The following is a 25,246-nucleotide window of genomic DNA, read 5'->3' on the forward strand; positions in this document are numbered from 1 at the left end:
ACTAGATTGTTGCCTTTTTATTTTGTGATGAAAGGTGGTGAGAGTGGTGTAGTTATGAGAAAAGATAAAGAGTATGGCTTAGTATCCGGTGATGAAGAGCTGAGGATACTAAGACGATTAGATAAGGAGATTATTGATGAAGAAGAATCTATTAGAACGAATGCAATGGTCAAATGAGTATAATCGACCTGAATATTTTCCTCTTTACGCTAACAGTTCTATCGTAGGCTATATCAAGCAGGGCGGTAAGAAATATACGGGGAATACAAATGTTGTAAAAGATGAGCTGAATTATTCATCTGTAGAACATCTAAATGAATTAGATGATAAGCGGAAAGTGAAAGGCCATAGTTTACTTGCCAAGGTATTCTGCCGATGAGGATGCACAGATGTGCTGAGGTTAGATGTACTGAACTCATCCCTTTAAAGTATGACTACTGTCAGAAGCATTACGAGGCTCGTATGCAGCGTTTTAATAAGCAACGAGTAATTAGCCAAGAACTTAATGCAAAGACATTGAGAGGTCAGCAACAGCTTAGAGAAGCAACACATAGTTATGACAAGACCAAGCGCCAAGAATTACATGACGGTTTCTATCAGAGCGTACAGTGGACTAAGATTGCTGAGTACGTAAAGCATAGGGACGGTTACTTAGATGGGGTAAACGGCAGAGTATGGGACAAAGGACAGCTCATAGTTGACCACTTGATACCCAGACGACTGTTAGAAGGACGAGAGCAGTATGATACGTCTAACCTATGGCTATTAACTAGGCCGCAACACAATCACAAGACGGCAGTCGAAAAGAAATTGAATGACAATCAATTGAAAAAAGTTTCTAAAGATTGGTGGATAAAAGTTTTGAAAAAATAAAAATACCCCCCGCTATTGGTTAGGAAAAGAACCGAATAACAAATAGTGCCGTCTTGCTAATGCGTTGCAGTTATTTTTATTTTTTAAGTTGAAGGGAGGTGGTTAAATGCCACGAAAACGGAAAATTACAACTGATGAAGGTGATAGAAAAGACCAACGAGATGCAACCGAAGCTCTAAAAGAGTCTCTTCAAGACGCTAATCAATTACCTGAAACTGCACCAAGACATTTAACTAGTGAAGCTAAGAAACTTTGGGAAAAGTTAGTGCCAGTTTTGAATGATACTGGGTACATAATTGATGTTGATAGTTCAACAGTTGAAACATTGGTTATCAATTACGCTATGCTCCGGGAAGCTTATGAATCAATTAAGAAGAACAAGGTTGTTTATGAAATTGACGGTAAAATTTATAAAAATCCTGCAGTCGCTATCGTTGATTCAACAACGAAAATTATTAAGTCAGTTGGTAGCGATTTAGGCCTTTCTCCACAAAGTCGGGCAACGCTAATAGATATGGCTAAGGTTGAAGAAGATGACGAAGGCCAAGACTATGCAGAAAGGTTTGGCGCTGACAGATGATTAAATATAGAGATTTACTAGAACGGTATCCAGGTGACCCAGCTTTAACTTATGCGGTTGATGTTTTGCGTGGCAGGGTAATTGCTGGTGAAAAGATTAAGCGTGCGGCTGAACGCCATATCAGCGATTTAAGACGTATTGATAGCGATGAAGATTTTAAGTATTTATATGACGTTGACGAAGCGAAGAAAATAAATGAGTTTGCAGTGTTACTGAAAGATGTAACATCTGGTGAACCATTTAAACCTTCACCTTATCAGCGTTTTATTTTGGCAATGATTCAGGGATGGCGTAATCCAGAAACTAAGGGAATGCGTTTCAAGAATATCTTTATTTCAATGGCTCGAACAAATGGAAAGACACAATTACTTTCAGCTTATACTTTGTATAATTTTTTGTTTGGCTATCCTAAGATTAATCGACAGCTTGCAGTAAGTTCTATTGATATATCACACACGAAGCCATTATATAAATATATGACCTATAACTGGGACCAGTTAAAGAAAGGTGTATTCAAAAAGTTAGCCAACAGATGGGGTGTTGAATATAACCAAAATGAGATGCGTATAGATTCACAGTCAACATCTATGAAACGTTTATCAGCACAAGCTAGTGCATCAGATGGTGACCATTACACGACGGGAATTGTTGATGAATATCATCTGTTTGGTCAGGGCCAACGTGAGTTTGTAAACTCAATGACTTCTGGTATGGTTAATAATCCATTGGCACAGATGTTTTATATTTCAACAGCTGGACTCGACCCAAATACGCCGATGTTTGAAGATTACCGAAGATATGGCAAGTATCTTGAAGACGGTAACTGGTCTAATATTGACAAAGATTTGGTGCTGATTTGGGAACAGGACGATGAAGACGAGGCATATTTGCCAAATACGTGGCCAAAAAGCAATCCATTAATGGAATTGCCAGCCATGAAGAAAAATCTTGTTGAAGGTATCATCACAGAAAGAGATGCAAAGGCATCACAAGGTAAATTATCAGAGTTCATTGTAAAAAATATGAACATGTGGCAGAACGCCAAAGATAATGCTTTCTTACCACTTGATTTAATTCAGAAGGCAATCATTGAGCAAGATGATTTCAAGATGTTTGGACGTGATGTATATATTGGCTTTGATTTCTCTCAGACTAATGATGACACGGCATTAGCTTTTGTATTTCCTTATGTAGATACTGACGGTTCACAGAAGTTCCATTTGTATCAACATTCATGGATTCCGATTGCTAAAGCTGGCTCTATTGAAGCAAAGGAACAGCGAGATAGTATCAATTATCGAGATGTTGAACAGAAAGGCTTTGCAACTGTTACTCGTGATCGTTTTGGCTTGATTGATGAAGATGAAGTATTCAACTGGATGCTTCAATTTATTGAAGAGAATGAGTTACACGTTAAGGGTATGCTTCATGATCAGTGGGGTACAGGTAATTTTATTCGCCGGCTAGATGAAATCAAAGAAGAGTATTTAATTATCCCAGTACGTCAAGGGATTAAGTCATTAAATGAGCCTACTAAGTTTTTACAGACCTCATTCATTAAGCAGAATATAACAATGTTTGATGACCAAGCTATGCAACAAGCACTAGTTAATGCTGTGATTGTGTCAGATAACAACGGTATTAAAGTTGACAAAAATGTCAATTCACAAAAGATTGATATTGTTGATGCCATTGTTGACGCACTATTTGAAGGTCAATTCTACTTTACTGACTTTACTAACGTAGAAGAAAAGGCTACAAAATCGCCTTTTGGTAACATGTCAAATGATGAGATTAGCGATTACTTTGTAAATAACTTTACTTTTTAAGAAAGGAGAATAGCGAATGCAAAAATTATTTAATTACTTTCCGCTATTAATGTTAGTAGTTGGATTTATTTTAATTTCAATAGGAGCGTTTATTTGTTCGATTATGCTTGGCTTTGTTATATCAGGCCTATTATTGATTGTGTTAGCTTACTTAGTTATTCCAAAAGGTGATAATCAATGAGCTTTAGAAATCCATTTGAAAGGATAGAAACCCGTTCACAGGCCGGTGTTATATCTATTAATCCGTCCTTTGTACAGAATGGAACATTAATTACACCGGATGGCTTGGTATCAGCAGATGAAGCCTTGAAAAATAGTGATTTATATACCGTCATTAGCCTAATAAGTTCTGATATTGCAGCTGCTGATTTTAAAGGTGATGGCAAAGGCTTTATTAATATGCTGAATAGTCCGTCAGAAATTTCTAATAGATATAATTTTTGGCAGACAGTAATAGTAAATGTGTTATTGAGTGGAAATTCATTTGTAAAAATTGACCGTGAAGGTCGAAAGCTGCGTTTAATACCCACAAGTGCAGTGATTATTGATTTATCTAATGATAAATTGACCTATGAAGTCAGGGGTTATGACGATTATTTGCCAGAGAAAGTCTCATATGAAAATATGTTTCATTTTAAAATTATGGCTTATTCTGATGGTGAATATATTAGAAACTTAATCGGTCATTCGCCTTTGGAATCATTGACTAGTGAAATTGAATTGCAAAAGCAAGCCAATAGATTATCGTTATCAACGTTGATGAATGGTTTAAATCCAACAAGTAAAATTACTGTTCCAGAAGGTACACTGAGTCCAGAAGCAAAAGATACAATTCGCGATGAATTTCAAAAGGCTGTAGGTGGCAAAAATGCTGGTAAAGCATTAGTTTTAGACCAGTCAGCAAGCTTTGAAGTCGTTTCAATAAACGCTGACGTTGCGAAATATTTGGAAAATATGGATTGGAATAGGACACAGATAGCTAAAGCTTTTGGTGTTCCTGATTCATATTTGAACGGTGCTGGGGATGCACAATCCTCACTCGAAATGATTACACAAATGTATGTTAATGGCTTGAATCGATTTATTGAGCCAATTTTGTCAGAGATTAATCATAAGTTAGATAGCAACGATATTAGATTAGATATGTCGGACATTATGGATTATTCTGGGGCCATATTCAGGCAAGATATTAAAGATTACGTAGATAAAGGCATTCTCTCACCGGAGGATGCTTTTAATTTGCTCAAAGAAAGGAATATGTTGTGAACGAATTAGACGAGCGTGTTATCCATTTCAAAGATTTAGAGATTCGAGATGGAACTGAAACAAATGATTTTGTTGGTCAGATAGCTGGTTATGCTATTGCTTTTAATAGTCCTAGTGTTAGTGCTGGCCCGTTTATTGAATATATCGATAAGACAGCATTGAACGGCGTTGATTTGAGTAATGTGTTGGCGCTGTATGATCATGACTATTCAAACGTTTTAGGTCGAGTGACAGCAGGGACATTGAAATTAAAGGTTGATGCTAAAGGACTGTATTTTGAGCTGGATGTACCGAACACAACCTTAGGCAATGACATTTATAAGCAGATTAAACTTGGTAACTTGCAAGGGGTAAGTTTTGGATTTTCTGTTGATGATGGTGGAGATAGTTGGTCTTATCAGGATGGCAAACCGGTAAGAGCAGTTGAACAAATTGCCTCTTTGAAAGAGATTTCTGTTGTATCTGTGCCAGCATATGAAGCAACCACGGTTCAAGCTACTCGTTCATTAAATGATTGGCAAAAAAACAATAATTACAAAGAAAAAGTTGCAGTGTATATGAAAGGATTTAACAATGACAATGATTGAAAAACTCACAAAGAAAATCGCAGAGCAAGAAAAAAATCGAGAAGAGTTACGCTCTGAAATTCGTTCAGCTGTTGATGATGAAAAATCAAGCCCCGATGACGTTAAGGAAAAGATGGCTAAGCTTGATAAGGCAGATGAAGAATTAAACAAGAGTAAGAACGACTTAAATATTTTGAAAGCTGCTAAGGATAAAACAGAGTCAGATAAATCTAGTAATGAGAAAAATAACGATAAGCAAATCAAAGATGACTCAAAGAAGAACGAAAATTCAAATGAAGTAGAGAAGCGGGATGAAAATGATGATATTGAAACCCGAAGCAAGGAAGGGATGCAAATGAAAACTAAAGTAGCGCCAAACAAGAAGGATGTAGCATTAGGGGCATTTGAAAAGTTTTTGCGAACTGGTGAAACTCGTGATGTAACAGGATTAGGGTTGTCGGATGGGGCGGTAATTATTCCCGAAGCAATTTTGCCAGTAGAACATGAAAATTATCAATTCCCACGTTTAGGCTCATTAGTGCGTACAGTTTCGGTTACCACAACTACTGGAAAGTTGCCTGTATTCATGAATTCAACGGATTCATTGAGTGAACATACAGAGTACAAGCCAACTGGAAAGAATGCCAACCCAGAAATTAAGCCTATCCTTTGGGACTTGAAGACTTACACCGGAGCTTACGTCTTTAGTCAAGAATTGATGTCAGATTCATCATTTAACTGGCAAGCAGAACTTCAAGGCCGTTTGTCTGAATTACGTGATAATACTGATGATGGCTTGATTATTAATGCTCTTACATCTGGGATTACGGTAGAGCAATCAACAGATATTATTGCCTCCCTTAAGACTGCGTTAAATGTAACTTTGAAGCCAGCAGATTCTAATAGCGCTTCTATTGTGCTTTCTCAATCTGCATATAATGCTCTTGATCAATTGAAGGATGGAGAAGGGCGCCCAATGCTGCAACCCTCTATCACCAATGCTTCAGGAGAGACTTTACTTGGTAAGCAAGTTACTATCGTCGAAGATACATTGTTCCCTAAGGCTAAGGCTGGAGATATTAACATCGTCGTTGCACCTCTGAAAAAGGCTGTTATTAACTTCAAATTGACAGAAATTACAGGCCAATTCCAAGATACTTATGACATTTGGTACAAGCAACTTGGTATTTTCTTACGCGAGAACGTTGTTCAAGCTCGTAAGGATTTGATTATTAATATTACTGGTAAGGTTGCGCCGGTAACTGAGCCAACTACTGATAAGTAAGATAGGAGAAGCAGGGCATGGCAGAAGAGCAAGTAAATTTATTAAATGCTAAGATGCTGCTTGATGAACTTCACGTGGATGAGAGCCCAGAAGAATTGGCCACAATTAAATCCTTAATTAATGATGCGAGCGTTATTATCCGGGGGTCAATCCGGGATAATTTAAGTGAAGAGGATGTCCTTAAAACAGCAGGTAATTTGTTTAATAGACTCATATCCGCACTGGCAACACAAATGTATTATGACAGGACGTTATCCACTGGTTACAGTGCTGGTGTTCAAATTATGCTTAATCAATTACGGGCCAAAGTGTTAGGAGGTCAAGATGAAACCATCTGATTTTAATCACAAGGCAGATTTTGGAAAGATTGACACGGTTAAGAATAATAACACTGGGTCAACATCTAAGAAATTCGTTCCTGTATTCTCGTTATGGTTTGCACCTAAAACTCGCTCGATTGCTCTGCAATTACAGTTGCAAGGCACAGACCAATCAGATACTAGGGAAATAATCGTTAAGCATAATAAAGCGTTAAATGAGACTATGTTGGTAAAAATTGACGGAGAGCAATATAACATAGTTAATATTTCATCTGATGACACAAATCAAATTATTAGTTATGACTATGTGACTATAAAGCGAGTTGGTGGCTGATATGCCAGAAGAGATGAACTTTGAAGATATCCTGAATGCTTTTGTAAAAGAAGCTGAGGATGTAACTGTAAATATGAGTGTTGAGGATAAAGCCAAGATTACTAAAGCCGGTGCCGAGGTGTTTAAGACGGAATTGGAAACAGTGACCAAGGATAAGCACTATCGAGAAAGAAAAACGGGTAAAAATCCGCATCTGGCTGACAGTATAATAGTCCAAAATACTAATATTGATGGTATGAAAAACGGCTCGTCCGTTGTTGGATGGGATAAAAAGAAAGCCTATGTGGGGAACTTTATTGAGAATGGTACTAAGTTCCCTATGTACACTAAAAATGGCCGTAAATACAAACACGGCGGAGAAGTAAATGTTGTTGGTGATCATTTTGTCAGGGATGTTCGTGATTCTCCAGCCGTTCAGCAGAAGATGTTAGAGGCCGAAGCAAAGGCGTACGGGCAAATCATCAAGGATAGAGGAGGAAATTAATGGATAGACCTGTAGTATTGGCACAGCAAACGATATTAAACGGTAAATTTCCGATTGATGATGTCTACCTAGATGAAATCCCGGCGGAAATATTGAAAAATGATGACCTTACCAAGACACAGGTATTGCTGAAAGAAGCAAGGAATGAGCCTAGTGGTTGGGGAAATGAAACATTTACAAGTTTAGACGTTGCTGTTGATATTCAAATTTTTTATAGTTTGGATTTTAACGAAAATATGACGATGTTTGAGGTTAACTTGATGAAGGCATTTGAAAAAGATGGTTGGCGTATAGCTAGTTCACAACCACATTATTTGGATATTAGCTCATCTAGTGATATGCATCAAACAATCAAAAACATCACGGTATCAAAGAATATAACACTTTAAGGATTGACAGTTAGTCAGTCCTTTTTATTTTGGAAAGGAATTAATTTATGGCACAAGTAGGATTACATCGCACATTTTTGGCTAATATCGATAAAGTATTGCAAACAATTTTGAAAGGCGAGGCTGGTTTATCCGAAGATGGTTTGTTCGAAGTAACCACGGCAATGCTTGGTACTAAGACAGCCAATATTACTAATATCTCAACGAATGGTACGCCCATCTATGGAAACAATACCAAGGTAGACCAAACGCAAGCTAAGGGTGAACCATCAGTAGCTCTTGACTTTAATAATTTGCCCTTTGAGATTAAGCAAAAACTGTTGGGACGAATCAGTGATGGCAAGGGCGGCTATTTACAAGAGGAACGTCCACAAGTTGCCTTATTAATCGAGTCTCAAACTCTAGATCGTAAGAACTCAATTTATTACGGTTTAGCTAACGGAGAAATGCAAGAAAATGCTGTTAATGTACAAACTGACACTAATAATGAAGTGCGGGCTGATGATGCACTAACGTTTACATCATTTGGCGTTGATAAGTGGAACGGTGAAGCTATGAAGGTTTACTTCTCTGGTGATGCAAAGTTTGATAAGGCAGCAATGCTTGCAGATGTATTCGGTGGTTATACTGATGGCACTAAACCAGACACATCAGGAGACAACAAGCAACCACAAGCTTAAATATAAGCCTTACAGCCAAGGAAAATGGCTCAAATGGGGTGGGAAGCCCTTTTTACATAACCTGTGAACCATGAAAGGAACTAACTATGAATATTGTTGTTAAGCAACTACGTACAAATCCATTTGAGATTAAGAAGAGCACAAAGAATTTGAAGAAAACTTATCGAATGCAATTAGCAATGGCAACTATTCAAGACGTTGCTGATGATGAATCACTAGACGGTGTATCAGTATTGAAACGGCAAATGGAGTTACAAGATACGATTGTCAATTATACGGTCGATATGTTGGGTTTGTCTGAAAAGGAGACAGACAAGTTAGAGGAGTTAGAGTTTGACGAAGTAGTCGATATTTCACTTTACATTTCTATGCGGGTAACTGGTATGAGCGATAAGGAAATCGAAGAATCACGAGCAGAAGAGGATAAGGGTTTAGACCAAGCCCAGCCGAGCAAGTAATTAGATTTCATAATTTATTACTCGAAATCAAATTGTTTGAAAAAGATGCCATGCAAAATTTGCATTGGGATTTAAATACAGTTGATGAGCAAGATTATGCTGAATTAATTGAGGTCTTGTCAGCAAATAAGGACGATCATATGGTCTCACCAGAAGAGATGGCTAAGCAATGGGCCTCATTAAATTAGAGGAAAGGAGGAATATATGGCAGAGGAAAAAGTAGCCGGGTTAATGGCCACCGGTATTGGGCTGAATGTTAATAATGCTGTTGAACCACTTGGAAAGTTAAAATCTGCGGTTAAGGATGCAAATAATGAGTGGAAACAAATGGAATCGCAGGCGAAACAGTCAGGCGATACTGTTGGGGCAACAAAAGCTAGGTTTGAAGGCCTAACTGATACAGTTTCAAAGCAAGAGCAGGTATTAGCTAAGCTTAAGCAAGAGCAATCAGAAGTTAATCGAAGTACCGAGGCTGGAGAACAGACTTATCAAAAGTATGCTAATCAAATTACACAGGCTGAAAGTAAGCTCGCCTCTTTAAATACTCAAACCGAAAAAGCTCGAAAAGCTTATGAGTACCAGGAGAGCGGTTTAGCTAAGCTGAATGATGAGATTAAGCATTCGAATGATTTAACTGATGCTCGTGTTAAAAGATTAGAGGCCGAAGGCAAGACCGAGGAGGCTAATAAAACTAAAGTTGATGCACTTACTTCTGTTCAGGATAAGTACACTAAGATTTTAGAAATTCAGAAAAACGAACTCGAAAAATTGGGTGACTCTGGGGACAAAAATTCTAAGGCCTACAAGCTACAAGAGTTACGTGTCGAACAGACCGGAGCAAAGATTGCTGAAACAACTAGCAAAATCAAAACGTTAAATAATACTGACGTAAAACCTAATGTTAGCGGAGTTGGAAAAGCAAAGTCGCAACTTGAAAACCTGAACGATGTACTTGCTAGTACTCACAGTCGATTTAAAGATGTTCTAATGGGGAACATTGTTGCTAATGGTATTACTAATACGTTGAGTGACATTAAAAGCAAATTTACTGGTGCATTGAAGGCTGGTGTTGAATACAACAAGGAGATGCAGTCACTTTCTGTATCAATGGACAATTTCACTAATGGTGATGACAAGCTAAGCAAGGCATTAATTGGCAATGTTAAATCATTGAAAGAGGAATCGGGCTATGCAACTGACACCGTTTCATTGCTGACAAAGAAAACTTATGGACTTACTAAAAGCGTTGATGGTGCTAAACAACTATCTGATGCATTTGTTAATTTGGGACGAGCTACTGGACAATCTGATGAGTCTTTGCAAGGTATTATTAAAAAGTTCTCCCAAGTAAATGCTTCTGGTCAGATTACGACTGGTTCACTTACCAAAATGGAGAAGTCGTTGCCTGGATTTAATGCGGCATTAGCTACAAGCATGGGCAAAAGTCGAGATGAGATTAGTAAGTTGGCTTCTGATGGAAAACTATCAATGGCTGACTTATCGAAGGCTATCGAAACAATGTCGGATGCCAAGCCATATGCGTTAGATAACTATTACACTACGCTTGATGGATTTAGCAGTCATTTGGAAGAGAAGTATAAGAGCTTATCCGGTAAAATAACAAGCGGTTTCTTTCAGTCCAATAATGACTTTTTGAAGAACATGTCTAAGTCATTGGACGGTGAGGAAGTAGAAAATGCTTTTAATCACATTGGAGACTCAGCGAACAAGGCAGTAAATACTGTAGTTGATGCGTTTAGTAAGACTTTCAAAGGTACGAAGAATCCGATCGCAGATATAGCCAATAGTACAGCTGATCAGATTGAGAAACTTGGTAATTTTGTGGCCACGCATTCGAAGGATATCGAAAACTTTTTCAAAATGGTAAAGGATATTGGTGGAGCTGGATTTAAATTAATCGGTGATACGCTTAAAGTTACATTACCGATTCTTGAAAAGGTTGGAGATTTTGCATCTAAGCATCCGAAAGACGTTAAGTTGTTAGCGGAAACTTATCTAGGCCTTACTCTTGCATTAAAAGGCACACTTGGAACCTTAAAGGGTATTGAAAAAGCCAAAAGTTTTGGTGCATTTACTAAAGGGCTCTTTTTAAAGGTTGACACTGAAACAGGTGAGAAACAGCTAACAAAATTGGGCACTCTCGCTTCAAAAATCGGTGGGGGTATAAAAAATTCTTTGAAAGCAACTGCTAAAGTAATAACAACTGGGGCAACTAAAAGCTTTGGCTTGCTTAAAAAGGCAGGATTGGCAACTGGTAGAGGTTTGGGGAAGGCTCTAAGTGCTACGGCTAGAGTTGCAACAACCGGAGCAACTAAAAGTTTTGAATTGCTTAAAAAGGGAGCTAGTGCGACAGGTTCTTCAATAGCAAAAATGTTTAAATCATCCGAGACGGCTAAAATTGTAACCAAAGGTGCAACTAAATCATTTGATGTATTGAAAAAGGGCGCTCAATCAACGGGAACTTTTGTAAAGAGCAAGTTAAGTGCAGTTGCTTCGGTTGCAACTAAAGGCGCAACAAAGAGTTTAAACATATTTCAAAAGCTTGCATCAACAGCTAAAAACGGCATAACTAAAGCAGTTAGCTTCACGGCTAAGATTGCTACTAACGTCGCTTCAAAAACATATTCTGTTTTTAAAAAATCTTTACAAGCATCCGGAAAGGCGATTGTTAAAAGTTTAAAGTTTACTGCATCGATAGCAACTAAGGGTGCAACTAAGGCATTTTCTCTTCTAAAGAGTGGAGCGAAGTTGGCAGATAAAGCTGTTGCAAAGTCATTAAGTTTTACTGCTAAGGTTGCAACTAAAGCAGCCACTAAAAGTTTCGCATTGCTAAAAGCTGGTGCAAAAGGTGTTGCAAGTGGTTTTGTATCATTAACTGCCAAAATTAAAGCTTTTAGCTTAGCGCAGGCAGCGGCAACCGTTAAGACAAAGGCGTTGGCAGCAGCGACTAAGTTACAAGCAGCAGCCCAAAAGATTATGAACTTGTCAATGAAAGCTAACCCATTTGGCATAGCGGTAGTTGCTATAACTGCCCTAATTGCTGGATTTGTAGCGCTGTATAAGCATAGTAAAGCTTTCCGAGAGTTCGTTAATGGTTTAGCAAAAGCTGCAAGAGAATTTGCCAAGCAGATTATTAAAATATTTGCCAATATTTGGGACTCATTATCTGATTCATTTGGGAAATATGTTGATTACACCAAAAAGATTGTAAAGGCGTTTACTGATTTCTTCACTGGCAAATGGGGGAATCTAGGGAAAGATTTAAAAGACATCTGGAATTCACTCTGGAACTATTTAGAGTCGATTTTTGGTAAAAAAATTGATAGTTTACGAAAAGGAATTGAAGATTTTGCTGGTAAGATTGGCGATATTTTTAACGGCATTAAAAAGACGGTTTCGGATATTTGGAGCAGTCTTTGGGACGGCATGAAAAATATTGTTAAAGACGGTCTGAATGTAGTTATCAGTATTATCAATGCTGGAATAGGTGGCATTAACTCTGTAGTTCATACATTCGGTGGTAAAGAGAATGCAATCGGCAAGATTGATAAAATCAAGAAGTTTGCAAATGGAACTAAAGGAGCACCAAAAGGTCTAGCAGTAGTCAATGATGCCCCTGGTGTTGATTATCAAGAAGCCATTATTGATAACTCGGGAGAAGCTCATGTTTTAGAGGGTCGTAACCGATTAGTTAATTTTAGTGGTGGTGAAACAGTTATCCCGGCACATGCCATGCCTAAATTTGCTAAGGGAACTGATGATTGGTTGGGAGCAGTTGGTAATTGGTTTAAAGACAAGTGGGATGGCCTGGTTGAATTTGTCAAACATCCATTAGATTCATTAAGTAAGGTTATGACCAAAGCAGTTACAGGGATGATTGGAGGTCAAACTGCATTAGTAACCCAACTTGCACCAGCTATGGGTAATGGTCTTGTGGGTGGAATTGTTGACCCAATTAAAAGGATGTTCGAAGCACTAAAGAAAAAGCATGACTCTGATGGTGGAGGCGGTAAAGGTGCACCAAGTGGTTCGGGTGTTAATCGTTGGCGTGATCAAGTTGTAGAAGCTTTGAAAGCTAATGGGTTAAGCACTAATGATGACATGGTTAATAAAGTGTTACGGCAAATTGCTACCGAGTCTGGTGGTAATGAGAAAGCGGTGCAAGGCGGCTACACTGACGTAAACACACTTAGCGGTGATTTAGCTAAGGGATTGATGCAAACCATTTCTGCCACGTTTAATGCTTATAAATTCCCTGGTCATGGTGACATTTTTAACGGTTACGATAACTTGTTGGCAGCATTGAAATATGCTAAGAATCGATACGGAAATGATTTATCATTTCTTGGCCAAGGACATGGTTATGAATATGGTGGCATTGTGTCACAACATGGCCTATATGAAGTTGCTGAAAAGAACATGCCTGAAATGATTATCCCGTTGGCAGCTGATAAGCATAACCGTGCTAATCAATTGCTTTCAGAAGCAAATTATCGAGTAAATGGTACTACTAATTCAGCTGATTCAACTAGTAATATAGATGTTTCAGAAATACAAGCCGGTGTTAATCAATTGGTCGGTCTTGTTGGGCTACTCTTGGGTGTTAATAAAGAGCAGCTCATGGCTTTATCAAAAAACAAAGGTATCACAATGCCTGATTTGTATAATCGCATGGCTAAAGATAGTTCAATGAATAATTTCCAGTCAATTTAAGATAGGAGGAACAAATGCCAGGTTTATATGGAAGTCTTTACATTAAGTTAGATGGTAGAGATGAATTTGACTTAACCGCCAGATTACCGAATGTACACTTTTTAAACTTACAGAGTACAGCCCCAGCCATTACTCCAGATTGGTTGACTATAGCGGGTAGTGACGGGCAAAGGTTAAAATCGGTTAGTTTTGGTGCAACCACTATAACATTGAGCCTATTTATAAAAGCTACGAATATGGCTGAGTTCAGATTGATAAAAGCTGAATTACAGAGCATTTTTTATGGACGTACGCTTATAAGACTTAGAAGTTCGTTTAGCCCCGGCAAAGTATATAATGTCTTAGCTAATCCGGTTGATATTGTACCAATTCAGAATAGTTCACAGAGTTTAGTGGATTTAACCTTTACTAATCCAAGTGGCATGGCACAATCTTTAGTTCAGTCTGATAAACTGCCTGATTTAACAGATGATTTAGAGTACAGCATGAATATTCCGATTGATAAGGAACTTAAATATCAGTACGAAGAGTCGTTGTTTGATGTTTATAACCCTAGTGATGTTGCGATTGATCCTTATAGACAACATCATGATTTAAAAATCACGGTTAAGGGTGAGGGTAACAGTTTTAGTCTGGTGAATATGACCAATAACACAGCTATTACTGTGAATACTAGCATGAAGCAAGGGGACGTATTCATATTGAATGGTGTCTTACCATACTTGAATAACAGTTCAGACGTCGATACAGACTTCGGCCACATTGAATTGGCTAAAGGCGAAAACAACATTAAGATTACTGGCCTAAATAATGTTGATGTAACCTTTAGTTTTCCATTTCTATACTTCTAAATGTTTGCTGACAACACAGTTGTTATTCAATCGCATGACGGCCAGAATAAACAGATTTTATCAGCGATTGAATGGGATACATTTCAAAGAGTATGGGCTAAAAATGAGCAATATCAACTACTATTTACCGCTTATGACGACCGATCACTAGCATTTAACCTATTAACATCCGAAAATAGTGTGTTCTATGATGGACAAGAATATATCATTAAACAAATTGTTGATGAATTTAACGGTGGGCAACACACCATGCAAATTACAGCAACCCATGTATACTATCAGCTCTCTTCACGAGTTCAGTTCAATGTACGGGCAGGTGACAACTCATTTAGTTTGAGTGAAGCTTTAGGGTTCTTGTTTGACGGAGTTAGCGGCTTTAGTTATGAAATACATGGTGGTTTCAATAGCAGTAAAACATTGACTGATTTCGGTAATGTGCCGATTTCAGAAGGGATTTCAACAATAAAAGACACCTTTGGAGTTTATGCAGTTATCCCAGATAACCATGTGGTTAATATCTATGATGAATCTAGTTACGTTAAAGAAACTAGAAATGTCCTTAGGTATCGTAATGATACAAGCGATATTCAATTGCAGTATGACAGCCAAAGTATTGTAAATCGTGTGCAAGCAGTCTCAACAGCCGAAACGCCAGCCTTTGAGCCTTTTTTTGTAGAAAATCAGGAGTCTATTAACACTTGGGGCATAAGAGAAGGCGTCAGAGTGGAGAGCGACACGGTGACTGATGTAAATCAGATGAGAACTTTGGCTGCACAGTCTTTTGTTTTGCAACCAACAATTGCATTCTCAATAACTACAGAGGAAAATCGAAAAGTTAAGCCTGGGGAACTTTGGAATGTTCAAATTTTGGAAACTAACTTTTTAACCAAAGTAGAAGTTGTGTCAATTACTGAAACACCATTTACTTCTGCAGCTGTGCAAATTGAGTTGAATAATAGTCGAGCAAATTATTTAGATGCTCAAAAAGCGCAAGCAAAAATCATTAAGAATATTCAAGATAAACAGTCCAATGTTGATACGATTAATACATGGGTAATTGGATATGTGGAGGAATAAATAGATGGGCACAAGTAAACAAAATTCAGTCAAACCGGTAACTAAAACGCCAATTGTTCAAGTACCCGACCCTAGCGGCAATCCGTCTTTTGTGTTGACCCATTGGCAAGCAGTTAATGCTAAACCATTTGATGACGATAATAACCTTATTTTAGTTAGCCCTGATGGCGTGAAGTGGCGATTGATGATTGATAACAAAGGTACGTTAAAGGGGGAAAAGATAGTTGATGACAACGGCTCAAATGGTGAAAAAACTCAGTGAGTTAGATAGCCCAATATTAGATGTATATCAGGCTTTTTATGATGTAGCTATGATTGATACAATACCAGTTGAAATTAACGAAGTTACCATATCTAAATACGATGAGCAGGCGTTCCTAGATGTCGGGAACGCTATTTTATTGTTAAAAAATCGGGTGAACAAATTAGTTGAACTTCTCAACAAAAATAAATTAGTTGATATGAATGGCGATTCAGTTAGTGGCCTTGATTTCTGGCAACCTAATCGAACAGGAATTTATGAGCTAAAAGTAGAGTTTGAAAACCGGATAAATTCAATTGAGGCAACACTGGAGAAGATAAACGAAATTATGATTTTAAATGGACTAATGGAAAGGAAGTAATATGTTAATAGCAGATACAGTAGGTAAATTTGCCATTGTTAATACTCTGTTAAATACGACAGATGTAACCTTGATTGACCAACTAAATGGTCGTCAGGGTGACAATGGCCGAGAAGTATTCTTTTGGTTGAAGAAAGGCACACTACCTTTTGATATTTCGAACAAAGACATCAAGATTACCGTCAAAGATTCAGCAGGTAAGATTAAAGAGGTTTCAACGGTTAAAAATGTAATCAATACGCAAGCAGGCCAGTTCTCTATGATTATCCCAGCTGAGATGTATCAAGCATCAGGAGATATTCAAGAGGGTTATATTAGCGTTACTGATGAGACTGGAATGGTAGTTTCAAGTATTCCAATTATGTTTAACGTTTTATCGAATAACATCATTTTTACTGCAAACCCATCTAATGATTACATCGATACAATCGAGAAGGTAATTAGTGAAGCAAAGGCTAAATTAGCAAATATTAGTGACACTTTAGAGATGCAACAAGCTGCATATGATGCTCTAAAAGTTTCCTTAACGGCGATTATTCAGCAAATCAATGATAAGCAAGTAGCTATTTTAAATGGTGACAATGATTTCAGTGGTGCTAATACGTTTGCTCAACCCATTGATGGTGGTTTGGCAACTCGTTTAGCAACCTTTACTGATTTAGCGGATGTGGCTAAAGATACGTTCAAGTATGCTGGTAATTGGTCAATTAGCAACGTAGTTATTGGAAATTCGCCAGTTAGCGGGCAATATACTTTAGATGTAGAACCCGGTTATGATAGTCAATCAGGCCACCTAACAATTCATGATTTAGGTTCTAATACTGAGCTTTATGCAAGTGTTGATAAGGGAATAATCAAAGCCTGGAAACGAGTGTCGGGGGATTTAGTGGCAACACTTATTCCAGCTAAGGCAGACCTAAATGATTACACAGTACCTGGTATTTATGATAGTGGCGAAAATGCCGCAACAATTCTAAACGGGATTACTAACCCTAGTACCGAAATCGGTCATGATTTTATTTTGACTGTTACAGCTGATGCTAAAGGAACGACGATTCAACAGGACTTAAAAACCTATACAGGTTGGGCATTCACTCGGACGATTTATCAAGGTCAAGCAACGGTTTGGACGGCGTATTCTGGAACAATGAACACTACGATTGAAGGCCCATTTAAGAGTGCAATTAACTTATTGCGAACCGGTAATTATGTAATTGCTCGGATTGTCAATGTCACTCAGGGCTTGGCCGGCGGGCAACAGTCAGATGAGATTGTGCCAACTGATTATATTCCTGTTTACGTTATTAATAAGGTTCCGAATATGACAGAAGCAATTATCCGTTCATATTATGAGGATCGAGTATTGACGGTACAAAGTAACGGAACAGTTAAGAATTGGGGTTCTGAGGAGTTTAAAGGGACGGGCTATGGAACGTGGCCAATAATTGGCTAGGAGGTCAAAAATGTTTTATTTATATGATAAAAGCACACGAAAATATACCGGCATGGCAGTTACTAAACCAGCTGATAATTGTTTTACAGAGGTTGAACCTAGTGAAGCAAACATTCAAGATGTTTGGTATTTACGTATTTATCAACCTGAAACTAATACTTGGCGAGATTGGGACCCATTCGAGTATAAGAAGTGGTTAGAAAGTCAAAAGCCACAAGCGGATGACTTATTCAAAATGGATTTACTAGCTCAAATTGCGACCTTAACTGAAAAAGTGAATAAGCTAGTGGGAGGTACTCCAGATGTTTCAACAAATTAAAGAATGGTATGAGAAGAGTTGGATTACTGCTGATAAAGTTACCTTTTATCATAAGGCGGGCTTATTGACAGATGAGCAATATAAAGCAATCACCGGTATTGAATAGGAGGCTGATAATTGAGAAAAGTAGTGATGATGTCAGGCCATACTAACAAAGTAGCCGACACTGCTATGGCCTTTAGTTTCCGTTTAGTTTCCGACGGTGAAAACCAGAGTTTGACTGATAAAACAGTTACTGTGAATATCGCTAATTCAAGTGGCTACTTATTTACAATTACGCCTATGGTAAATGATGATGTTATCACCATGAAATTTACAGATAAGTTGCTGGAACAGTTGACCACGGATAACACTTATCAATTTGAAGTTTGCGTGACAGATGTCAATAATCAAGTAGCAATTTATCCTTCTGAGGGAGCGATGGGTTTTCAAGTTGTTAAAAATCTTAAAGAGGTCAATGGAAATCTAGTCCCGCAAATAACTATTGATTCGGTTATTGAACAGGTTACTAAGTACGTAGATACCAAAATGAATGAGATTGCCAAAGGAAAAGATGGTGATTCGGCATATCAGGTAGCTTTAAATGACGGTTTCACAGGTACCGAAGAAGAATGGCTTAAATCTTTGCAAGGTGAGCAAGGAGAACCTGGACCACCAGGAAAACAAGGCGATAAGGGAGACCCAGGTGAACCAGGAAAGCAAGGTGACAAAGGCGACCCAGGAAAACCAGGGCTCACCGTGCCATTAAACGAGTACGGTATTATCATTCGAAAGGGTGCGCCAATGGCCTTCTTTTTTGACCGAGAAGCTGACCCATGGCGCATTGTATTTGATAACGGTTCTTATATGACACTAGATGAATACCCAGCTCATCCGGGCGATAATGTTAATACAATTTATGGTTGGAACTCACCAAATATTAATACTTGGAGTAATAAGATTGATGATTACCCACTCACTGGTAATCTTTTTAAGATGATGAAGGGTATTATCACAATTGATACATGGAAGAAAGCAGACTCTGGTAAGTTATCATTTTGGGGGCGAACAACAATTACGAACCCAGTTAATAGTTTAGATAACTATGATTGGAGCAAGACCACACTTGGCATATCAGGTGGTATCTATGATGCCAGACAAATCAATGTTATTAAGGTTGCTTACCAGCTTGGTATTTGGACGGGTAAAGATGTAGAAGGTTTAGGAGCAATTAAAAAATAAGGAAGTAGGAATATAATTTTGTCAGATTTTATTAGTGGACTGTTTGGTGCGGTAGCGGGCTGGGTTGGAAGTATTGTTCTTGCAAAAATTAAGATTAAGCCTGAGATGGTGAATGTCACAACTGAAAGTTATCAAAAGGTAATGAATCGTTTATCTCAGGCGCTTGAAGAACAACAGGATTGGCTAGCAGAACGAGCAGAATTACGAGCGGAAATTAAACAACTCAATACAACAATCGAAGAATTAAAAGCACAGCTAGCAGGCTTTGAGTCTTTATTGATTAAAAAGGAAGGGAAGTAAATTGAATAAAATTGAATTTGCATCAGTCGCTACAACAGTTCTTACTGCATTAGCGACTTTTTATTTAGCCGTTGCTAAAATTTGGAATTTACCGTTTGGTGAAGAAGTGTCAAATACCATTTACGCAGTTGTAGCAATGATTGCATCTATTTTGGGTGGCTCAACCATTGGTAAAATTTCAAAGCGGAATCAAGATAAGGAGAAAGCAAGTGAATAAATTTAAAACTTTGGCTGTTGCGACTGCAACGGCCTTTTTGTTTGCAGGTGGAATGGCTGTTACTAATGATTCGGTTCATGCGGATAGTTACGGTACAGATGTAAGCAGCCACCAAGGTAATTATTTAGCTGATAACTGGGACTTTGCTATTGTGAAGGCTACAGAAGGAACAAGTTACACAAATCCATATATGTATAGTCAATCTCTTGAAACTCAACAAAAAGGAAAGCATTTAGGATATTATCATTACCTACGGTCTGATAGTGATGTAATTGCACAAGCGCATTACTTTGTTAATTCATTGAGTGCAGCGGACATTGCAAATCCTGATGTAACCTTGTGGTTAGATTTTGAAGAGGGAGCTGTTGATGGCAACCATTTTACGGGGAATGAGCCTAAGCAATTCATGGACGAGGTACAACGACTTACAGGCAAAAAGGTTGGTATCTATACTAGCTATTTCTTTGCCAAGGGAGCAAATGGCCGGTTTGACTGGTCAGATATTGCAGACCATCCACTTTGGGTGGCTTTTTATCCATATATGGGGAACACAACACTAACTGCTGAAATTAAGGAATGGGCTGAAAAGCAAATGTTAAGTATTCCTTGGTGGAGTAAGGTAACGTCTTACCAATATGGCGATGGTGGTGGTTATGATTGGGATTACTTATACGGTAATTGGTCGGACTTAACGGGTTCAACTAGTGATAACGATGATAGTTCAGTTACTCCACCAGATACAAGTAAGGCCGAAACCGCTTCATTAAATGATGTTTATGTAGTTGATTCATGGAAAACCTATAATGGTGATTGGTATGCTCGCAACAACGACATGAGTATCCCAGTAGCCGATTATAATAACGATATGCCAGTGCAAAGCCTAACTTTGACTGACCGTTATGGTAACGCTTTGAGCAATCAAGTAGCACAAGGTAATAACGGACGAATGGAGTACTTTACATTGAACGATAACTATAAAGTGCTTAGCCGTGCAGGCAATTCAATCGAGATTGAAATGAATGGCGAGCCAGTGTGGTTGAAGCTTGCGTATGTTAAGTAGTAGAATTTAATCGTAAAAAAAGAAAGGATAATCCTTCTCTCAATTTCATACTTAAAGCCGCATCAGGTAGATTAATTTCTACTTGGTGCGGTTTTTTATTGATTAATAATATCAAATTAGTTGATATTTATTTGAGTTGTTTTTGAATTTTTTTAGAATATATAATAATATGTGTTGCTGAAACAACATAATAATTTTAAGGAGATTTTTTAATGGTTGAAGTATTGGATAATATTGTAGTACCTGGACGTCCAGCACTTGATGCAGGATTGGCAAAACCACCCTTTACTCAAGTACATTTGCATTCTACAGCAAACATTCTTGACTCATTGGAGAGTGAAAAGAACTATCTTTCAACAAGTTATGAATCTGCTAATTATACGCATATTGTCGGTTGGAATCCAAAGACGAAGCAAGCTGAGGCTTGGCAAGTTATGGCTACCGATGGCGGCGCATATGATTTTGGCGGAGATTGGAACTGGGAAGCTTATGCTGCAATTGAATTTGCTGAGGGTTCAATTACAAATAAAGAGCAGTTCTTTGCGACTTATAAAATTTATATCGAGCTTGCGATTCAATTAGCTAAAGAAGCCGGAATTACTGACTTTACGCTAGATACTCCTGAAGTTCCAGGGGTTAAGACTCATAACTATGCGTCAGCAACTGGCCATGGATCTGATCACGTTGATCCTCTACCATTCCTAGAACGGTGGGGTGTATCTTATGATCAATTGAAGAAAGACATCCTTAATGGTGTGGCTTCACAGCCAAAAGAACCTCAAGGTGTTGTTGTTGGTGCTGTAGTAGAGCCTTATCGTGCAGATGATAAAGACAAGGGAACCTTGTTTACAGCAGACGCTGTTACAACTAGTGCTGGAATTGCGCAATTAGCTAGTTATCTATTAGCTGGTGGAGCTGATCAATTTGCTTGGGCTGATAATGGTATTCCAACTGCCTTTGTAGATGAATATGATAGTACTGGTGAAAATAAGACTGAAGATCAAGTTATCGAAGTTGGTTCATATTTCCGATTTAATGTTAACTTTGTTATCACAAGTCAAGCGAATAATGCAACTAGTGGTAAGAACTATAGTTTCATTATTCCTGAAGGTTACACATCAGGATATGGTTTCTGGGTATTAACTGACTATCTGCGAGAAGTAAAGTAATTTGGAATAAAACTTGAATAACCACAAATACCTTGCCTCACTAAGTAGATTAATTTCTACTTAGTGAGGCTTTTTTGTTTATTGACAGAGTCAACTTGTTAAGATAGAGTTTAGACATAGAAGACAACACCTTGGTACTCTCTTTTGAGGCAGACGCGTTCTGTAGACCAAGGTTTTTTCGTTTGTATTCACTGGTCGTCAAAATGCCCTAAAATAGGTAAGACATTTACATTAAATAAAGTATAAAGAGCATGGCACGCTCTTTTATTCGTAATTTAGCAACTAGTGATGACCTTGAAGAGTTAAAAGAATTGATTGCTGAGCGTGAGCAAAGCATAGACTAAAAAAGCCACTCAACATAGAGTGACTGAAAAATTTACTACAAATTTACTACAAAAACCTTTCAAACCGCCTGTATATAGGCAGGCGAAAGCCTGTCGGCGGCTAATTACTGGTTTATTTACAATGGAAAAGTACAATTATACTTACTTGAGATAAGCATAATTAAGGGCTATATTAGTTGTTAAGACGAGGTAGAAAGCTATGTTAAGTACAATTTTTCATATAGATGAAAGAGCGAAATGGTCTACAGTATTATCTAATCTACATCATATGGTTGAATGGATGGATAATAATAATAATGATGGGACAGTTGAGCTACTTGTAAATGGTGAAGCTGTTGTTGACTCGTTAAAGAATTCTAAACAGGACTTATCTGCATTAGTGGAGTTAGGCATTGATGTTAGAATTTGCAGGAATTCAATGAGTCAAAGGAATATTCTGGATGATGATTTACAGAATGATTTGAAAATAGTACCTTCTGGAGTAGTGGAGCTGGCACTGAAACAACAAGAAGGCTTTAGTTACATCAAACCCTAATTAATAAGGCATCTAATAATTATTAGGTGTTTTTTATTTTGTAACGAAAGAGTGTAGTGAGCATGACCAATGAAAAAAAATCAAAATGTGCCTTGCTTTAATGACATATAAAAAACATCCTCTGTTCTAAAACAATTAAAGCAGAATCTACACGCATGTAAAGATAAGGTCTGATTTAGTTCAAGCTTTTTGGTTTTGTAATGAACTAACTAATATAACTTATTAATTTAAAAAAGTGCATTGACCCTGTTTTTTCGCCATCCTTTAGAACAATAACATTACTAGTTAGAATTTCGCCTTGCTTATATGTCCTTGCTATAAGTTAAAACTAACTTACCTATTATAAAATAGAGCAGTTTAAAGACATGCTCAAGTCTGATATTTGAATAGCAGCGTTAAGTAATACTCAAGTCTAGAATGTACGTCACTTTGTTTTTTAGTGGATTAATTGCCTATGGCGGCCGACCTAATCGAATTATATGATGCTTTTTACGTTAGACATTTTCAATAGCCACCATGTATGACTAATAGATCTTTAAGAATATAAATAAGAATAAAAAGTTAAATAATTGCAGTTAAAGCAGCCGTAAATCCAAAAATAATTCCCGGAACATTAGCGAAGATAATCGCACGGTCTCTTGTTTTACCATCTAATCCAAAGAAACCATGGATAGTCCAAAAAATACAGTTTACCATGGCCACTAGAGGCTGAATTGGATTGCTAGGTTCTCCACTAAGGTTTGAAATAATTTGTGGAATATAAGAAACATACATAAGCACTGACATAATAGAAGCAACGCTCGCAATAATTTGTAATCCTTTTTTTGTAGCCATTTTTCTCCTCTTCATCTAAGCTTTTAACGTGAATCATGTTTGCACGTACTTGTGGATCCTACCTAAGATTAGATAGGCGATGTACTAGTTCAAACGACTCTGATGGTAGCCACACGAAAATGATGAGCTAGATAGTATCAATTGGTAGAATAAAGTTAATAAAAATCCCGAGGGTCATCTATTAGTATGGACATATATGTTATTTATCCAGTTGAAATATGTATCTTGGCATTGTACCTCAGCAGGATTAAGAAAGAACGTAATTGGAACCATGCCAATTGCGGTAATTAGCACGATTGAACAATCTGAGCACGCTACCAGTTAGTACATGATTTATAATTCAGTCCACGTTAACGATGTTAAGCCAGTTAATGGAATTTGGCAATTAGCTAATTATATCTTGTTGGATACTAAAGTATATAGCACGGCTTTTGGTTGGCTTTAAAACAGTAGTCTATTGGTAGTTATCAATTAAAATGATAACGCTAATAATAACAATGTTGGTGTTGGTACACGATAGCCCTTTCAATCAAGTCAAGTCGGTAGCGATGATACAATCGATGAATATGATTAAGCGGATAATGTCAGCATTATCTTCAGCAATTAGGACATGATTTTATGTAATGGTACGACTGAATAAATGCTTTTGATTTATATATTCAGCACTATAGAATTAATGATTGAATTCTGTTTAGTATGCCAATTTCATTTATTAAGATTTTTAACTATGATGTTTTCAGTGTAGAATTTAACAAATTAAAATCTTGGTGCTACTATATAAGTGTAGTTAAAAGAAAAAATATGGAGGCATTTAATGATGGCTAATGAGTTACTTAAGAATTCTTGGAATCCATTTGATGCGTTTGACATGGATTTTTTTGGAAACACAAGGGTTCCTCGCAGATTTATGAATACTGATATTTCAGATGAGGGCAGCAAGTACCTAGTTAGCGTAGAGTTACCAGGCTTACAAAAGGAAAACGTAAATTTAAGCTTTGATGATAATGTGCTAACAATCTCAACAGAGAAACACGAAATTGCAGATCATGGTCATGGCGACTTGATTCAAAGTGAACGGTCAAGTGAAGCAATGTCACGTTCGTTCCGCTTTTCAAACATTGATGAAGATAATATTTCTGCTGAGTATAAGAATGGTGTGTTGAAGGTTGAGCTACCAAAGCAAAATGAAGACGATGTTGAAGGTTATCATAAAATTGAAATTAATTAAATAATGTAAACTCGCTCGAAAGCTCTTAACTGATTACTTAGTTGAAATTGTTGAGTTCACTGAAGAGTGATTAGATGGTTTAATGAAAAAAGCAGGTACACTAACTAGTATTTAAACTTGTTAGTGTACCTGCTTTTTAAAAATTCCGACTGCCTTTAAATCTTAAAATATCATTTAATGAATTGATAAATACTTTAGTTTTTAATCAAACGCTTAG

31 protein-coding genes are annotated in these 25,246 nt (G+C 37.5%); 30 read left to right on the forward strand and 1 reads right to left on the reverse strand.

All coding sequences use genetic code 11. The annotated features are described in order from the left end of the window. Positions 1-136: 136 nt before the first annotated feature. From TT13_RS01505 to TT13_RS01630, 29 genes are all read left to right on the forward strand, one after another. The gene (locus TT13_RS01505) at positions 137-379 is read left to right on the forward strand and encodes a hypothetical protein (RefSeq protein WP_145912323.1); all 243 of its coding nucleotides are present in this window, start codon (positions 137-139) and stop codon (positions 377-379) included. An 83-nt stretch (positions 380-462) separates the two neighbouring features. Continuing rightward, a complete protein-coding gene (locus TT13_RS01510) occupies positions 463-873 on the forward strand; it encodes an HNH endonuclease (RefSeq protein WP_340147918.1) in 411 nt (136 codons plus the stop codon). 106 nt (positions 874-979) lie between these two features. Further along, on the forward strand, positions 980-1,453 hold the full coding sequence (locus TT13_RS01515; RefSeq protein ID WP_027698338.1) for a phage terminase small subunit P27 family: 474 nt from the start codon (positions 980-982) through the stop codon (positions 1,451-1,453). Beyond that, a complete protein-coding gene (locus tag TT13_RS01520) occupies positions 1,450-3,282 on the forward strand; it encodes a terminase large subunit (protein ID WP_027698339.1) in 1,833 nt (610 codons plus the stop codon). Before TT13_RS01515 ends, TT13_RS01520 begins: the two co-directional genes overlap by 4 nt. A gap of 16 nt (positions 3,283-3,298) precedes the next feature. Then, a complete protein-coding gene (locus TT13_RS11210) occupies positions 3,299-3,463 on the forward strand; it encodes a hypothetical protein (protein WP_190279598.1) in 165 nt (54 codons plus the stop codon). Beyond that, positions 3,460-4,548, forward strand: coding sequence for a phage portal protein (locus tag TT13_RS01525; protein ID WP_027698340.1), 1,089 nt, complete (start codon positions 3,460-3,462; stop codon positions 4,546-4,548). The genes TT13_RS11210 and TT13_RS01525 overlap by 4 nt, the downstream gene beginning before the upstream one ends. After that, the gene (locus TT13_RS01530; RefSeq protein WP_045476392.1) at positions 4,545-5,135 is read left to right on the forward strand and encodes an HK97 family phage prohead protease; all 591 of its coding nucleotides are present in this window, start codon (positions 4,545-4,547) and stop codon (positions 5,133-5,135) included. Before TT13_RS01525 ends, TT13_RS01530 begins: the two co-directional genes overlap by 4 nt. After that, on the forward strand, positions 5,122-6,399 hold the full coding sequence (locus tag TT13_RS01535) for a phage major capsid protein (RefSeq protein ID WP_027698342.1): 1,278 nt from the start codon (positions 5,122-5,124) through the stop codon (positions 6,397-6,399). Before TT13_RS01530 ends, TT13_RS01535 begins: the two co-directional genes overlap by 14 nt. A gap of 17 nt (positions 6,400-6,416) precedes the next feature. Beyond that, positions 6,417-6,737, forward strand: a complete 321-nt coding sequence (locus tag TT13_RS01540; protein ID WP_052348505.1) for a head-tail connector protein — start codon at positions 6,417-6,419, stop codon at positions 6,735-6,737. Then, complete coding sequence (locus tag TT13_RS01545) at positions 6,724-7,053, forward strand: phage head closure protein (RefSeq protein WP_027698344.1); 330 nt, start codon at positions 6,724-6,726, stop codon at positions 7,051-7,053. Before TT13_RS01540 ends, TT13_RS01545 begins: the two co-directional genes overlap by 14 nt. A gap of 1 nt (position 7,054) precedes the next feature. Then, positions 7,055-7,537 carry an HK97 gp10 family phage protein gene (locus TT13_RS01550; protein ID WP_027698345.1) on the forward strand — a complete coding sequence of 161 codons (483 nt, stop codon included), beginning with the start codon at positions 7,055-7,057 and terminating at the stop codon, positions 7,535-7,537. Beyond that, positions 7,537-7,926, forward strand: a complete 390-nt coding sequence (locus TT13_RS01555; RefSeq protein ID WP_027698346.1) for a DUF806 family protein — start codon at positions 7,537-7,539, stop codon at positions 7,924-7,926. The genes TT13_RS01550 and TT13_RS01555 overlap by 1 nt, the downstream gene beginning before the upstream one ends. 47 nt (positions 7,927-7,973) lie before the next feature. Continuing rightward, positions 7,974-8,606: a phage tail protein gene (locus TT13_RS01560; RefSeq protein ID WP_027698347.1), complete on the forward strand. Its 633-nt coding sequence runs from the start codon at positions 7,974-7,976 to the stop codon at positions 8,604-8,606. Between the two features lie 86 nt (positions 8,607-8,692). Beyond that, positions 8,693-9,064: a phage tail tube assembly chaperone gene (locus TT13_RS01565; protein WP_027698348.1), complete on the forward strand. Its 372-nt coding sequence runs from the start codon at positions 8,693-8,695 to the stop codon at positions 9,062-9,064. A gap of 32 nt (positions 9,065-9,096) precedes the next feature. After that, a complete protein-coding gene (locus TT13_RS11215) occupies positions 9,097-9,252 on the forward strand; it encodes a hypothetical protein (RefSeq protein WP_190279599.1) in 156 nt (51 codons plus the stop codon). A gap of 16 nt (positions 9,253-9,268) precedes the next feature. Beyond that, the gene (locus tag TT13_RS11030) at positions 9,269-13,798 is read left to right on the forward strand and encodes a tape measure protein (protein ID WP_082816159.1); all 4,530 of its coding nucleotides are present in this window, start codon (positions 9,269-9,271) and stop codon (positions 13,796-13,798) included. Positions 13,799-13,812: 14 nt separating this feature from the next. Continuing rightward, positions 13,813-14,649 (forward strand): phage tail domain-containing protein, encoded by an 837-nt coding sequence (locus TT13_RS01575; RefSeq protein WP_027698349.1) that lies wholly within the window; start codon positions 13,813-13,815, stop codon positions 14,647-14,649. After that, positions 14,650-15,726 (forward strand): prophage endopeptidase tail family protein, encoded by a 1,077-nt coding sequence (locus TT13_RS01580; protein ID WP_027698350.1) that lies wholly within the window; start codon positions 14,650-14,652, stop codon positions 15,724-15,726. Positions 15,727-15,730: 4 nt separating this feature from the next. After that, a complete protein-coding gene (locus TT13_RS01585; protein WP_027698351.1) occupies positions 15,731-15,988 on the forward strand; it encodes a hypothetical protein in 258 nt (85 codons plus the stop codon). Next, positions 15,951-16,349, forward strand: a complete 399-nt coding sequence (locus TT13_RS01590) for a hypothetical protein (protein WP_190279600.1) — start codon at positions 15,951-15,953, stop codon at positions 16,347-16,349. Before TT13_RS01585 ends, TT13_RS01590 begins: the two co-directional genes overlap by 38 nt. A gap of 1 nt (position 16,350) precedes the next feature. Then, entirely contained in the window at positions 16,351-17,802 is a 1,452-nt protein-coding gene (locus TT13_RS01595; RefSeq protein ID WP_052348506.1) for a BppU family phage baseplate upper protein, read from the forward strand. Positions 17,803-17,812: 10 nt separating this feature from the next. Next, positions 17,813-18,121: a hypothetical protein gene (locus TT13_RS01600; protein WP_027698353.1), complete on the forward strand. Its 309-nt coding sequence runs from the start codon at positions 17,813-17,815 to the stop codon at positions 18,119-18,121. After that, positions 18,105-18,227: an XkdX family protein gene (locus TT13_RS11035; protein WP_082816160.1), complete on the forward strand. Its 123-nt coding sequence runs from the start codon at positions 18,105-18,107 to the stop codon at positions 18,225-18,227. Before TT13_RS01600 ends, TT13_RS11035 begins: the two co-directional genes overlap by 17 nt. A gap of 11 nt (positions 18,228-18,238) precedes the next feature. After that, positions 18,239-19,342, forward strand: coding sequence for a collagen-like triple helix repeat-containing protein (locus tag TT13_RS01605; RefSeq protein WP_145912325.1), 1,104 nt, complete (start codon positions 18,239-18,241; stop codon positions 19,340-19,342). A gap of 18 nt (positions 19,343-19,360) precedes the next feature. Continuing rightward, positions 19,361-19,642 carry an MreC domain-containing protein gene (locus TT13_RS01610; protein WP_027698354.1) on the forward strand — a complete coding sequence of 94 codons (282 nt, stop codon included), beginning with the start codon at positions 19,361-19,363 and terminating at the stop codon, positions 19,640-19,642. Between the two features lies 1 nt (position 19,643). Beyond that, the gene (locus TT13_RS01615; RefSeq protein WP_027698355.1) at positions 19,644-19,859 is read left to right on the forward strand and encodes a phage holin family protein; all 216 of its coding nucleotides are present in this window, start codon (positions 19,644-19,646) and stop codon (positions 19,857-19,859) included. Beyond that, positions 19,852-20,919 (forward strand): glycoside hydrolase family 25 protein, encoded by a 1,068-nt coding sequence (locus TT13_RS01620; RefSeq protein ID WP_027698356.1) that lies wholly within the window; start codon positions 19,852-19,854, stop codon positions 20,917-20,919. Before TT13_RS01615 ends, TT13_RS01620 begins: the two co-directional genes overlap by 8 nt. A 212-nt stretch (positions 20,920-21,131) precedes the next feature. Further along, on the forward strand, positions 21,132-22,088 hold the full coding sequence (locus TT13_RS01625) for a lytic exoenzyme target recognition domain-containing protein (RefSeq protein ID WP_052348508.1): 957 nt from the start codon (positions 21,132-21,134) through the stop codon (positions 22,086-22,088). 543 nt (positions 22,089-22,631) lie between these two features. Further along, complete coding sequence (locus TT13_RS01630) at positions 22,632-22,967, forward strand: DsrE family protein (protein ID WP_027698357.1); 336 nt, start codon at positions 22,632-22,634, stop codon at positions 22,965-22,967. A 561-nt stretch (positions 22,968-23,528) separates the two neighbouring features. Here TT13_RS01630 and TT13_RS01635 read toward each other — a convergent pair. Continuing rightward, a complete protein-coding gene (locus TT13_RS01635) occupies positions 23,529-23,801 on the reverse strand; it encodes a SemiSWEET family transporter (protein WP_422821960.1) in 273 nt (90 codons plus the stop codon). An 814-nt stretch (positions 23,802-24,615) separates the two neighbouring features. Between TT13_RS01635 and TT13_RS01640 the strand changes: the two genes are divergently transcribed. Continuing rightward, positions 24,616-25,029 carry an Hsp20/alpha crystallin family protein gene (locus TT13_RS01640; RefSeq protein ID WP_027698359.1) on the forward strand — a complete coding sequence of 138 codons (414 nt, stop codon included), beginning with the start codon at positions 24,616-24,618 and terminating at the stop codon, positions 25,027-25,029. Positions 25,030-25,246: the final 217 nt, after the last annotated feature.

The sequence above is a fragment of the Weissella oryzae SG25 genome (genome assembly GCF_000691805.2).
Taxonomy (GTDB): domain Bacteria; phylum Bacillota; class Bacilli; order Lactobacillales; family Lactobacillaceae; genus Weissella; species Weissella oryzae.